8 protein-coding genes are annotated in these 13,904 nt (G+C 59.6%); all 8 read left to right on the forward strand.

Annotation, left to right across the window (positions count from 1 at the left end):
• Window positions 1-159 precede the first annotated feature (159 nt).
• The 8 genes from uvrA to AQ996_RS05710 all read left to right on the forward strand — a co-directional run bounded on the left by uvrA (window position 160) and on the right by AQ996_RS05710 (window position 13,867).
• Window positions 160-3,039 carry an excinuclease ABC subunit UvrA gene (gene uvrA, locus AQ996_RS05675; protein WP_055251817.1) on the forward strand — a complete coding sequence of 960 codons (2,880 nt, stop codon included), beginning with the start codon at window positions 160-162 and terminating at the stop codon, window positions 3,037-3,039.
• A 133-nt stretch (window positions 3,040-3,172) separates the two neighbouring features.
• A complete protein-coding gene (gene ybaK, locus AQ996_RS05680; protein WP_055251819.1) occupies window positions 3,173-3,673 on the forward strand; it encodes a Cys-tRNA(Pro) deacylase in 501 nt (166 codons plus the stop codon).
• Window positions 3,674-3,676: 3 nt separating this feature from the next.
• Complete coding sequence (gene murJ / locus AQ996_RS05685; RefSeq protein WP_253274610.1) at window positions 3,677-5,980, forward strand: murein biosynthesis integral membrane protein MurJ; 2,304 nt, start codon at window positions 3,677-3,679, stop codon at window positions 5,978-5,980.
• Between the two features lie 6 nt (window positions 5,981-5,986).
• Window positions 5,987-7,927 (forward strand): excinuclease ABC subunit UvrC, encoded by a 1,941-nt coding sequence (uvrC, locus tag AQ996_RS05690; protein ID WP_316242507.1) that lies wholly within the window; start codon window positions 5,987-5,989, stop codon window positions 7,925-7,927.
• 365 nt (window positions 7,928-8,292) lie between these two features.
• Entirely contained in the window at window positions 8,293-9,906 is a 1,614-nt protein-coding gene (locus AQ996_RS05695) for an ABC transporter substrate-binding protein (RefSeq protein ID WP_035138897.1), read from the forward strand.
• Between the two features lie 157 nt (window positions 9,907-10,063).
• A complete protein-coding gene (locus AQ996_RS05700; RefSeq protein WP_055251823.1) occupies window positions 10,064-11,020 on the forward strand; it encodes an ABC transporter permease in 957 nt (318 codons plus the stop codon).
• Between the two features lie 3 nt (window positions 11,021-11,023).
• Complete coding sequence (locus AQ996_RS05705; RefSeq protein ID WP_055251825.1) at window positions 11,024-13,039, forward strand: dipeptide/oligopeptide/nickel ABC transporter permease/ATP-binding protein; 2,016 nt, start codon at window positions 11,024-11,026, stop codon at window positions 13,037-13,039.
• The gene (locus AQ996_RS05710) at window positions 13,040-13,867 is read left to right on the forward strand and encodes an ABC transporter ATP-binding protein (protein WP_006236159.1); all 828 of its coding nucleotides are present in this window, start codon (window positions 13,040-13,042) and stop codon (window positions 13,865-13,867) included.
• The last annotated feature ends 37 nt before the right edge of the window (window positions 13,868-13,904 follow it).

The raw sequence follows: 13,904 nt of genomic DNA on the forward strand, positions 1-13,904 counted from the left end.
GGTGATCGACGGTATTCGAAAGTACGGTCCGAGCGTGCAGCCTGCGGCGTCAGGCAACGCAAAAGGTCTGCGAATCTTGTATTACGAACATCTGTGCGCGTCGAGTGCGCTAAACTCATCGTCAGTGTGATTTGAAGTTGTAGGAGGCAAGGAGCTTCCATGTCTGATTCTTCTATCGTTATTCGCGGCGCGCGCGAGCATAACCTGCGCGATATCGATGTTTCCATTCCGCGCGACCAGCTCGTGGTCATAACCGGTCTTTCCGGATCGGGCAAGAGCTCGCTGGCGTTCGATACCATCTATGCCGAGGGCCAGCGCCGTTACGTCGAGAGCCTTTCGAGCTATGCACGTCAGTTTTTGGGCCAGATGGACAAGCCCGATCTGGACTCGATTGACGGCCTGTCGCCGGCTGTGTCGATCGATCAGAAGACGACGTCCAAAAACCCACGCTCGACGGTGGGCACCGTAACCGAGATTTACGACTATCTGCGTCTGCTGTTTGCTCGCGTGGGAACGCCGCACTGTCCTGAGTGCGGTCGTGTCATTGAACGTCAGACGACCGATCAGGTCGCCGATAAGGTGCTGGCGGCGGGGGAGGGCCGTCGCGCGTTTGTGTTGGCGCCGGTGGTTCGTGGACGCAAGGGCGAATATGCCAAGCTGTTTGAGGACCTGCGTGCGGAGGGCTTTAGCCGCGTGCGCGTCGACGGCGAGGTGCGCTCGCTTGACGACCCTATCGACCTGGACAAGAAGTTCAAACACGACATTGAGGTCGTGGTCGACCGTATCGTGATTCGACAGAACTCCCTGGGTCGCATTGCCGAGTCCGTTGAGCAGGCGACGGCACTGGCGCACGGTAACGTGAACGTGTACATGCTGCCCGACCGCGACGCTCCCGAGGGAACCGAGGGCGAGCTGCTGGAGTATTCGCTGGCACTGGCGTGCCCGGAGCACGGGCATTCCATCGACGACCTGCAGCCGCGCGATTTCTCGTTCAACGCGCCCTATGGCGCATGTCCCGAGTGCGATGGCCTGGGCTTTAAAAAGACAGTCGATGCCGAGGCGCTGATTGAAGACCCCTCAAAGTCGATTGCCGACGGAGTCTTTGGCAGCCTGTTCGGAAATTCCAACTATTATCCGCAGATTTTTGCCGCGGTCTGCAAACACTTTAAGGTGAGTGCCGATACGCCATGGGAAGACCTGCCCCCGCGGGTGCGTCGTGCGTTTTTGGATGGCATGGGCGACACGAAGATTTCGGTCGACTATCAAAAGCTCGACGGGCGTCGCAGCCAGTGGGACACTAAGTTCTCGGGTGTGCGCAACATCCTGTACGAGCGCTACAGCGAGACGACGAACGAGAACACCAAGGCTCGCTTGGAGAAATACATTCGCGAAGAGCCATGCTCGAGCTGTCACGGTGCTCGCCTGCGTCCCGAGATGCTTGCCGTCACCGTAGGCGGCAAGTCCATTTACGATGTCTGCTGCCTGTCGTGTCGCGAGTCGCTCGAGTTTTTTGAGGGCCTGGAGCTTACCGAGCGTCAGCGGTTTATCGGCGGGCGCATCGTCAAGGAGATCCTGGAGCGCCTGCGTTTTCTGGTCGACGTCGGACTCGACTATCTGACGCTCGATCGTGCCTCGGCGACGCTTTCCGGCGGTGAGGCCCAGCGCATTCGCCTGGCAACGCAGATCGGCGCCGGCCTCATGGGCGTTCTGTACATTCTGGACGAGCCGTCGATCGGCCTTCACCAACGCGATAACGAGCGCCTGATCAAGACGCTCGAGCGCTTGCGCGATATCGGTAATACCGTTATCGTCGTCGAGCACGACGAAGATACAATTCGCGCTGCCGACTACGTGATCGATATGGGTCCCGGTGCGGGCGTTAACGGTGGACACGTGGTCGCCGCGGGAACGCCTGCCGATATCATGGCGTGCCCCGATTCCATGACGGGTGCCTATTTGACCGGCAAGCGGATGATCCGCGTGCCCGATGAGCGCCGCAAGCCCGGCCGTGGCTGTCTTAAGATCACGGGTGCCCGCGCTAACAACCTCAAAAACGTTACCGCCAAGATTGAGTTCGGTACGCTCACGGTCGTTACCGGTGTTTCGGGATCGGGCAAGAGCTCCCTGGTCACCGATACGATTGCGCCCGCTCTTACGAATGCCATTCATCGTTCGACGCGTCCCGTGGGGCCGTACAAGAAGATTGAGGGCATCGAGTGCATCGATAAGGTAATCGATATCGACCAGTCACCGATCGGTCGCACGCCGCGTTCGAACCCTGCGACCTATATTGGCCTGTGGGATGATCTGCGTGCGCTATTTGCAAGCACGCCGGAGTCGAAGGCGCGCGGCTACTCGCCGGGACGTTTCTCCTTTAACGTAAGCGGCGGTCGCTGCGAGGCGTGCAAGGGCGATGGCCAGATCAAGATCGAGATGCACTTCCTTCCCGATATCTATGTCCCCTGTGAGGTATGTGGCGGTAAGCGTTATAACCGCGAGACACTCGAGGTTACCTACCGCGGCAAGACAATCTCGGACGTGCTCGACATGAGTGTCACCGAAGCACTGGCTTTCTTTGGGAATATCCCGCAGATTAAGCGCAAGCTGCAGACCCTATATGACGTGGGTCTGGGCTACGTGAGCTTGGGCCAGCCCGCTACGACGCTTTCGGGCGGCGAGGCGCAGCGCGTGAAGCTCGCCAAGGAGCTTCATCGTCGTCAGACAGGCAAGACGTTCTACATTTTGGACGAGCCCACAACCGGCCTTCATTTTGAGGATGTTCGCCAGCTGCTCGACGTGTTGCAACGCCTGGTCGATGCGGGCAACACGGTTCTGGTGATCGAGCACAACCTTGATGTCATCAAGGTTGCCGACCGCCTGATCGATATGGGCCCCGAGGGCGGCAATGGCGGCGGAACCGTCGTGGTTTCAGGCACGCCGGAACAAGTCGCGGCATGTTCGCAGAGCTACACGGGCAAGTTCTTGGCGCCGCTGCTCAAGCGTGACCGTGAGCGTCAGGCGCAGCTCGACGCGCAGTAAAGAGACGTTGTAGTACCGACGCGCCACCGATTCCTTCTGATTCGGTGGCGCTTCTGTGTGTCGAGATGGCATATGCGGCGGAATTGGCCCTATACTTAATCTTTGCGTCGCTCTGCAAGGGAAAGGATGTGCCATGGCAAAGGCTGTTAAGACGCCAAAAACCAATGCGATGCGCGAGCTGGAAAGCGCCGGCATCTCCTATGTTCTCCATACGTACGAAGACGATGGCGATGAATCGTCAGGTCTGGGCGTCGCGATTTCCGAGCAGCTCGGCGAGGAGCCCGGTCAGGGATTTAAGACTCTGGTCTGCACGACGCCGTCCAACGACCATGTCGTGTGCTGCATTCCTGTTGTTGACGAGCTCGACCTCAAGGCCGCCGCGCGCGCCGCAGGCGAAAAGTCGCTGACCATGATGCATGTCAAAGATTTGCTTGCCGCGACGGGGTATGTCCGCGGCGGTTGCAGTCCGGTCGGTATGAAAAAACGATTCCGGACGCTTATCGATGAGACATGCGTCCTTTGGGATACCATTTTTATCTCGGGTGGCAAGCGCGGCTATCAGCTTGAGCTTGCTCCCGATGACTTAGTTGCATTTTGCGGGGCGACGGTTGCCCCGATCACGAGAGAGGACTGAGCGATGCCGCAGGAAGAATCAAAGTCCGGAGCTCACTTTGCAAAAGGGTCGGCTCCTCAGGCGCCCGCGCCCGAGGCCGCTTCGTTCGATAACGAGATTCGACGCGCCTGGTCTGCTGCCGCTGACCCGGGCGAGACGGCCGTGTACTTGCGTGCCGCCGGTGCCGGCACGGCGCTTCCCCGTACGGTTCTTTCTTCGGCTCGTCCCGATGAGACGGCTGTCTTTTTGGCCGCCGCTCAATCGAGCGCCAGCGTGATGCCGATCGCCTCCGAGGCTCCTCGTGCGCCGCGTCCCGATGAGACGGCGGTGTTTTTGATGGCGGCCCAGGGAAAGAGCGCGCCGCAGAGCGCCCCTGCCGTTCGTTCCGCCAAACCCGCGGCTCATGATGATGGCGAACCGCTTCTTTCGGATGACGAATGGTCGCCGCTTGGTTCGACCGATCCCGTCGAGGGCGTGGCCATCGACGGTGATGACGACTGGGACCCTCTGTCGTTTTCTGCCCGAACCGTCGCCGCCAATGAAGTTGACACGGTGTTTGGCGACCATGCCATATTCGATGATGATGCCGTATCCGGTAACAACATGCCGAACAGCGATGACGCCGCACCTGCTGATGACGCCGTTTTGGTTGACGACCCCTTTGCGATGACCGGCTCCTTTGCCGTCGTGGACGATTTACTGCCACAAGATGAGGTTCATGAGGACTCTCAGGACGACGTAGACGATATGGGTTCGTCGGACTACTCCACGGTTGGTCGTTCTGCTGGCCTCATGACCGTGCTGACCATCGTGTCGCGCGTCACCGGGTTTATCCGCACGTGGGCCATGGCGGCCGCCATCGGCATGTCGCTGCTCTCGTCCTCCTATCAGGTTGCCAACAACCTGCCCAACATGCTCTACGAGCTCGTGATGGGCGGCATGCTCGTTACGGCGTTTTTGCCGGTGTATATGGGCGTGAGGCGCGAGCAGGGCCGCGAGGCATCGAACGAGTATGTCGGCAACCTGCTCGGTATTCTGCTTCTGCTGATGGGCGGCATCTCGCTGCTGGGCACCGTGTTTGCTCCCGGCTTTATTTGGACGCAGTCGTTCCTTTCGGGCGATGGGGGCAGCATGGATACCGCTGCGTTCATGTTCCGCTTCTTTGCTATCCAAATTCTGTTTTATGGCTTGGGCTCGGTGTTCTCGGGCGTTCTCAACGCACACCGCGACTACTTCTGGTCGACGTTTGCCCCGGTTCTCAACAATGTCATCGTCATCGCCAGCTTTATGGGCTTTGCTCCCGTGTCTGCACAATTTGGCGAGCAGGCCGGTATTATCTTGATCGCAGCTGGTACGACCCTCGGCGTTTTTGTCCAGATGGCCTGCCAGATTCCCGCGCTTGGCAAGCATGGCGTACATCCTCATATCCATATCGACTTTAAGGACCCCGCGCTGCGACAGACGATTGCGCTTGGTATCCCGACGCTGCTCGCCACGGTGTGCATGTTTGTCTCGACCTCCATTACCAATGCCGCCGCGCTGGTGGTGCAGCCCGAGACCGGCCCTTCCGTCATCGCATATGCGCGCCTGTGGTACACATTGCCCTATGCGCTGATCGCCGCCTCGCTTTCGACGGCGCTCTATACCGAACTGTCTCACGATGCACAGGAGAAGGATTACGACAGCGTCCGCACGGGCATTTCGCGCGGTGTCGCCCAGATGCTCTTTTTCCTGATTCCGTTTGCGCTGTACCTGATCGTCTTCGCCCGTCCGCTCAACATGATCTACTGCGCCGGCAAGTTCGATGAATCCGGTGTGGCGCTGGTGTCGGAGTTCCTTATCTATCTGGCACTTTCCCTGCCGCTCTACGGCGTGGTCGTGCTGATGCAGAAGAGCTTCTCGGCCCTGCTCGATATGAAACCTTATAGCCGCTATTGCCTGTACTCCGCTATCGGTCAGGCCGGTTCGGTGCTGTTGTTTGGCGTGGTGCTGGGCTACGGTATGCCGGCAATTGCGCTTTCGTACGTCGTTGACTACGTGGTTTTGGTCGGATGCTCACTGTGGTGGCTGCGCCGTCGTCTGCATGGCCTTCAGGTCAAGTCTATCCTGCACGGCGGTTTCTTCGGCCTACTGTTCGGTGGCTTGGGCGCTGCCGCGGGCGCCGGCGTCATGTGGGCACTCGAGCACTTTTTCGGAGTGCTTGGCAGCTCGATCCTAATTACCCTGGGCTACGTTTGTGTTGCAGGCGTCGTCTCGCTCGCTGTAACTTTTGGCCTTGCCTTCGTCTTTAAGATGCCCGAGGTCTCGGCGCTGCTTCGTCGCAAGTAGGTGCGCGTGGCAGGTCACGACAACATTCCAACACTTGCCGAACAGGTTTCGCGCGTTCCCACGCAACCCGGCTGCTACCTTTGGAAAGATGCCAAGGGCGATGTCATCTATGTGGGCAAGGCAAAAAACTTGCGTGCCCGTATGCGTCAATACGTGACGCTGCAGGACGAGCGTCAAAAGATCCCGCTCATGATGCAGCTGGTGGCGAGCTTCGACTATATCGTGGTGGAGACCGAGCACGAGGCACTGGTGCTCGAGCGCAATCTGATTGGCCAGTACCATCCGTACTTTAACGTCGATCTCAAAGACGATAAAAGCTATCCCTTTATCGCCATTACCAAGGGCGACCTGTTTCCGGCTATTAAATACACGCGAGAGCGTCATAAACCGGGAACGCGCTATTTTGGCCCCTATACCGATAGCCGTGCGGCACGTGAGACCATCGATACGCTACGCAAGGTTATTCCTATTTGCTCGGCATCCTGTGCGGAATGGCGCCGCTGCCGCCGCATCGTCGAATCTCATAAGGGCGAAGAAGACATCGTCAATATGATTTGCGCGCAAAACGGGCGTCCCTGCTTTGACTACCATGTCGGGCGCGGGCCGGGCGCATGCGTCGGCGCGATTTCCCCTGCCGACTATGCCAAGAACGTCAAGCGTGTCGAACGTTTCTTGTCGGGCCATCGCAAGGATGTCGTCGACGAGCTTACGTCCGAGATGACGGAGGCAGCCGAGACGCTCGATTTTGAGCGTGCAGCGCGCGTCAAGCGTCGTCTGGAAGTCATTAGAGGCCTGGACGATCGCCAACAGGTCGTTTTTCCATCAAGCGTCGATATCGATGTCATCGGCTTCTATCGCGAAGAGACTATCTCTGCCGCCTGCGTCTTTGTCGTTCGCGAGGGCCGAACGGTTCGAACTTGTGAGTTCATCCTCGATAAAGGCCTAGACGTCGACGAGGAAGAGCTTCAATCGGGCTTTCTTAAGCGCTATTACGACGAGACGGCTGATATTCCAGCCGAGATCAATCTCTCTGTCGAGCTTGAGGATGCCGAAGCGTTGGGGGAGTGGCTTGCGGGCAAGCGCGAGCGCTCTTGCCATCTCCATAGGCCGCAGCGTGGCGAAAAGCACCGCCTGCTCGATATGGCTTCCAAAAATGCGCGCCATGCCCTCATGCGCTACATGATGCGTACGGGGTATGCTGACGATCGCACCAATCAGGCGCTCCTGGAGCTCGAAAGTGCGCTGGCGCTGCCTGCGCCGCCGTTGCGCATCGAGTGCTTCGATATCTCGACGTTGCACGGCACCTTTACCGTCGCTTCGATGGTGGTATTTACCAACGGCCGTGCCGACAAGGGCCAGTATCGTCGCTTTAAAATTCAGGCCGAATTGGACGAGGCGAACGACTTCGTATCGATGTCCGAGGTTCTGGGACGTCGCTATGCTCCTGAGCGCATGGCGGACGAGCGCTTTGGCTCGCGCCCCGATTTACTCGTTGTCGATGGCGGCAAGCCGCAATTGACCGCTGCAATTAAGCAACTTGAGGCGCTCGGCCTCGATATACCAGTTTGTGGCTTAGCAAAGGCCGATGAGGAGGTTTTCGTGCCGTGGGACGAGACTCCCGTCGTGCTGCCGACCGGCTCCGCTTCGCTTTATCTAATCAAGCAGGTTCGCGATGAATCCCACCGATTTGCAATTACGTTCCACCGCGAGTTGCGCGATAAGGCTATGACGGTTTCGGTGCTTGACGACGTTCCAGGCGTGGGACCCACCAGAAAACGTGCCATTATGCGCCATTTTGGCTCGATGAAGCGTTTGCGCGCGGCAAGCGAGCAGGAGATTGCAGAAGTTCGAGGCGTTCCGGCCGATGTCGCCAAAGCAGTCCACGAGGCACTTGTTGCATGGAATGCCGAGCGTGCCCAGACGTCGGCCAACCGTTCCGAAAACTAAACGTGCTTCTAAACAACTGATATACATGATTGGCCGATTTTCAATCATTTGTTTCGCGGCGATTACCTGCAGATTTCGGGTTTTATTAACGCTAAAACGTTTGACTCGACATGGTGAATAACACTGCTATCCTGCGGGTTGACGAAGACTGATATCTCACCTCGTCGATACATACTGTCTGTCGAATCATTTGTCAATGAATTCGGCGAACGGTAGTAAATACCGTTCAAGCGGATGTATGTATCGGTCGCCGAGCGCGGCACCTCACTTGGGTTCGTCGGTAGGTAAGGTATATATCGTCCGCAAGTTGCGCGGGGGCAAGTCTAGGTGCTCCCGGGTAAGATTCTCTATTGATAGGAGAAGACATGGCCATCATCAACAAGGGTATGTCCAGGCGTTCGTTCCTCGGCCTCACCGGCAGCGTTGCTGCTGTCGCAGGGCTTGGTCTCACCGGCTGCGGTGGCAGCTCTAGCGACGAGGGTTCCGCTTCCGGTTCCACCGATTCCGCCAACCGTGGCGGCGGCGTGATCACCGCTGGTTCCGCTTACGCTCCGTCCAGCTTCGATCCCGCCAGCACCGGCTCCGCTGTGGGCCTGGGTGCTAACTGGCACGTCGTCGAGGGCCTCTACGGCATCGATTACCACGACTACAGCACCTTCAACGAGCTCGCCACCGACGATCCCAAGTCTGTGGACGACACCACTTTCGAGGTCACCATCCGCAAGGGCGCCAAGTTCTCCGATGGCACCGAGGTCACCGCTGACGATGTCGTTGCCTCCTACACCGCTTGCGCCGCTTCCGCTACCTATGCTCCGTTCTTCCAGCCCTTCGAGTCCATCGAGGCCAAGGACGCCAGCACCGTGACGGTCAAGACCAAGGTCCCCAACTTCTCCCTGCTCAAGGATCGTCTGGCCATCGTCCGCGTTACCCCGGCCACCCAGACCGAGGAGGATCGCGCCAAGCAGCCGATCGGCTCCGGCCCCTGGATGTACGACTCTATCTCCGATACCGAGATCACCCTGGTTCCCAACCCCGAGTACAACGGTGAGTATGCTGCCGAGGATAAGAAGATCCAGTACAGCATCCTGACCGACCCCACCGCTCGCGTTACCGCTCAGCAGGAGGGCTCCACGCTCGTTATGGAGCTCGTTACCGCTGACGCCGTCGACCAGCTCGAGAGCGCCGGCTGCAAGATCGATAACGTTCAGGGTTTCGGCACCCGCTTCATCATGTTCAACGTCGCCAAGGAGCCTTGGAACAACGTCAAGGTCCGTCAGGCTGTCATGTATGCACTCGACACCGAGAAGATGGTCAGCAACACCTTCGCCGGCCTTGCCACCGCTGCCAGCTGCTACCTGCCCAAGAGCTTCACCAACTATCATGAGGCTTCCACGGTGTATAAGACCGACGCCAAGAAGGCTAAGAAGCTCATCGAGGAGTCTGGCATCACCCCGGGTGCCATCACCCTGCGCACCACCGACAACGAGCAGATTAAGGGCATGGCCGCCCAGGTCAAGAACGACCTCGACGCTCTCGGCTTCGATGTGACCATCCAGACCGATACCTCGCCGGCCACCTACGCTGCCATCGACGGCGGCGAGGCCTACGATATCCTCCTTGCTCCTGGCGATCCTTCCTGCTTCGGCGCCGACCCCGACCTGCTGCTTAACTGGTGGTACGGCGACAACGTTTGGATGCAGACCCGTTGCCCGTGGAAGGAGTCCGCTGAGTGGCAGAAGCTCCACGGTCTCATGGACGAGGCTCTTGCCGCCGAGGGCGACGAGCAGCAGAAGAAGTGGAACGAGTGCTTCGACATCATTGCCGACAACGCTGTTCTGTACCCCGTTGTCCACGTCAAGACCGTCTCCGCTTCCTGGGACGATCCGTCCACTGCGCCCAACGGCGAGGCCCTCGATGGCTTCAAGGGCATCGGCACGACGAGCATGTCCTTCAGGGGCGTCGCGACCGTCAAGGCGTAAGGCTCGCTTGAGTCTGTATGCAGGATGTCGGTCGTTGGGACCGTATCCTCATAGTTGAAACAAAGACCCGGGCGGCAACGATGTCGCTCGGGTCTTGTAATGAGTATCCGTACTCATATACCAGTTGGTCCTACCGACAAAAGAAAGGGGAGAGAACGTGAACAACTTGCTACGTTTGATTGGAAGGCGTCTCGTGGCGCTGCCGATCATGGCATTGGGCGTCACCGTCCTGGTGTTCTTCCTTATGTCGTTCTCCAAGACCGACCCCGCCTATACGGCGTTGGGTGACGGTGCCTCGCCCGAGGCGGTTGCCGAGTACCATGAGAAGTATGGTCTGGACGACCCCTGGCCCGTGCGCTACGTGCGCTACATGGGCGATCTGATCCATGGCGACATGGGCACCTATGGTGCTGCTCGCAACTCCGTTGCCAAGCGCATCTCCACTGCCCTGCCCGTCACGATGCAGCTGACCTTCATCGGTCTTGCCATCGGCGCGGTCGTTTCGTTTTTACTCGGCGTCATCGCGGCACTGTATCGCGATAAATGGCCGGACCAAGTGATCCGCGTCTTCTCCATCGCCGGCTTGGCAACCCCGTCGTTCTGGCTTGCCGTTCTGTTGATTCTGCTGTTCTCTTCCTACCTTAAGGTGCTTCCGGCGTCCGGTGCTCTGCCTCACTTCACCACCAACCCGGCTGGCTATCTGGGACGTATGATCATGCCCGCCATTGCTCTTGCCTTCCCGCTGACGGGTCAGATGACTCGTATCGTGCGTACGGCCATGGTCGAGGAGCTCGACAAGGACTATGTCCGTATGGCTCGCGGCGCCGGCGTTCCCGAGAAGGTCGTCGTCGGCATCAACGTACTTCGCAATGCGCTGATCACCCCGGTCACCACCCTCGGTCTTAAGATCGGTTACCTCATGGGCGGCGCCGTCGTCATCGAGGTTATCTTCAACCTCCCCGGCATGGGCACCGCGATCCTGCAGGGCGTTCAGGGCAACGAGGCGAACCTGGTTCAGGGCGTCGTCATCGTCGTTGCTCTTGCCTTCATCATCATCAACATCGTGGTTGACATGCTCTACCTGCTCATCAACCCGCGCATCAGGACGGTGTAGATTATGGTAAAGATTCGAGAGAAGCAAACCGAGCAGCTCGAGAAGGCTGCCTCCAAGGGGCTCAAGCTCGGTGGCTGGAAGAAGATGACGCTGTCTTCTAAGATTGCCGCCGTCGTGCTGGCGCTGGTCGCCCTGACCGCGATTCTGGCGCCCCTTCTTGCCCCCTATAGCCCGGTCGAGATCTTTACGGCTCGCCAGGCTCCCGGCAACGGATTTATCTTCGGTACCGACGATAAGGGTCGCGACATTCTGTCGCGCATGCTCTACGGTGGTCGTTACTCGCTGATTATCGGCTTTGGCGCCACTGCCATGGCTCTGGTCTGCGGCTCGGTCGTGGGCGCCCTTGCGGCGGTTTCGCGCAAGGCCGTTTCCGAGACGATCATGCGTATCCTGGACATCATCATGTCTATCCCGGGCATCGCCCTCGCGGCCGTCTTCGTCTCCATCCTGGGCAACTCCGTGCCGTCGATCATCTTCGCCATCGGCTTTATGTACACTCCGCAGATTGCCCGTATCGTGCGCGCCAACATCGTGTCCGAGTACGGAGAGGACTATGTCCGCGCGGTCATCGTTTCCGGCGCCAAGGCTCCGTGGATTTTGATCAAGCATGTTCTGCGTAACTGCATCGCCCCGATCATGGTCTTCACCGTTACCCTGGTCGCCGACGCCATCATCTTCGAGGCCTCGCTGACCTTCATCGGCGCTGGTATCCAGGAGCCCACCGCTACCTGGGGCAACATCCTCGCCGACGCCCGCGGCGGCGTGCTCGCTGGCCGTTGGTGGCAGGCGCTGTTCCCGGGTCTGGCCATCATGGTCACCTGCCTGGCGCTCAACATCCTCTCCGAGGGCATTACCGACGCTATGGCCGCTGCTCCCTCCGCCGCCCTGGATCCGACCGACTCCTCCAAGCGCCGCGAGGCCGACCTGCTGGTCTCCGACCCCGTTCGCGCCTACAAGGAGCAGGCTCAGTCCCTGTCCGCCCGTCTTGGTGCTCTGCGTGATGTCGAACTCAAGCGTAACGACCGCCATGTGCCCGATGAGTCCGTTGAGCCGATCCTTTCGGTCCGCGATTTCTGCATCCAGTTTGAGCACCACGGTGACATCAACGTCGTCGACCACGTCAACTTTGATGTCCGTCCTGGCCAGACCATGGGCCTGGTCGGTGAGTCCGGCTGCGGTAAGTCCATCACCACGCTGGCCATCATGGGCCTGACCGACGATGACGAGCATCTTTCCGGCGAGGTTCTCTGGGAGGGCCGCGACCTGCTCAAGATGAGCAAGAAGGAGTGGTTCGGCCTGCGCGGTACCGATATCGCCATGGTCTATCAGGACGCCCTGTCCTCGCTCAACCCCTCCATGCTTATTTCCGCCCAGATGAAGCAGCTCACCAAGCGTGGCGGCACCCGTAGCGCCGAGGAGCTCCTGGAGCTCGTGGGCCTCGACCCCAAGCGTACGCTCGAGAGCTATCCGCATGAGCTTTCCGGTGGTCAGCGCCAGCGCGTTCTGATCGCTATGGCCCTTACCCGCGACCCCAAGCTGGTCATCTGCGACGAGCCCACGACCGCTCTGGACGTTACCGTCCAGAAGCAGGTCATCAAGCTGCTCAACGACCTTCAGGCCAAGCTCGGCTTTGCCATGATCTTCGTCTCGCATGACCTGGCGCTGGTCGCCGAGGTCGCCCATAACATCACGGTTATGTACGCCGGTCAGGTTATCGAGCAGGCGCCCACCAAGGAGCTGCTCACCAACCCGATTCACGAGTACACCCGCGGTCTTCTGGGTTCCGTTCTGTCCATCGAGAGCGGTTCGGGCCGCCTGCACCAGGTGCCCGGCGCCGTTCCGAGCCCGCGCGATTTCCCCAAGGGCGATCGCTTCGCGCCCCGCTCGAGCCATCCGCGTATTGGCCTGGACACCCGTCCGGTCTTCAAGCGCGTGCCCGGCACCGAGCACTTCTATTCCGAGCTCCCCGACGAGGTGCTCAAGGCAAATGGTTTGACCCCTCACGCGGAGGTGATGTAGATGAGCGAGACCGCAGTCAACGGCGTCGAGCCGATCATCTTCCTTGATGACGTCCACGTCACCTTTAGGACCCGTACCGGCTCGATTCTGCACCCTAACCTGGTTCACGCCGTCCAGGGTGTAACGATTAAGCTCATGCCCGGTCAGACGATCGGCATCGTCGGCGAGTCCGGTTGCGGTAAGTCCACCACCGCCAACGTCATGTGCGGCCTGCAGGCCCCCACGAGCGGCAAGGTCTACTTTAAGGGCAAGGACGTTACCAAACGTACCGCCGAGGACCGCCGCCACATGGGTCGCGTCATCTCGGTCGTGTTCCAGAACCCGGCCACGGCGCTCAACCCCCGCATGGTCGTTCGCGAGCAACTGCTCGACCCCATGCGCGTCCACAACCTGGGTACCGAGGCCGAGCAGGAGAAGCGCGTCAAGGAGCTCTTGGAGCTCACCGGTCTGCCCAGCTCCGCCGCCGAGGTTCTTCCCGGCCAGCTTTCGGGCGGCCAGCGCCAGCGCGTCGCAATTGCCCGTGCCCTGTCGCTGAACCCCGATGCCATCATCGCCGACGAGCCCACCTCGGCTCTGGACGTTTCGGTCCGCGCGCAGATTCTGAACCTGCTGACCGACCTTAAGAAGGAGCTCGGCCTGGCCATGGTGTTCATCAGCCATGACATCCAGACGGTCCGCTATATCTCTGACGACATCATCGTTATGAATGGCGGCAAGATCGTCGAACAGGGCGAGGCCAAGCAGGTCTTCCAGCACCCCCAGGACCCCTACACCAAGATGCTGCTCGGCGCTGCGCCGTCGCTGCTGCATCCCAAGCTCGGCGAGTAGTCTCGCTTTCCCTCCCGTGCGCCCGGTTCCCTTGCCG

This window comes from Collinsella aerofaciens, assembly GCF_001404695.1.
Taxonomy (GTDB): Bacteria; Actinomycetota; Coriobacteriia; order Coriobacteriales; family Coriobacteriaceae; genus Collinsella; species Collinsella aerofaciens_E.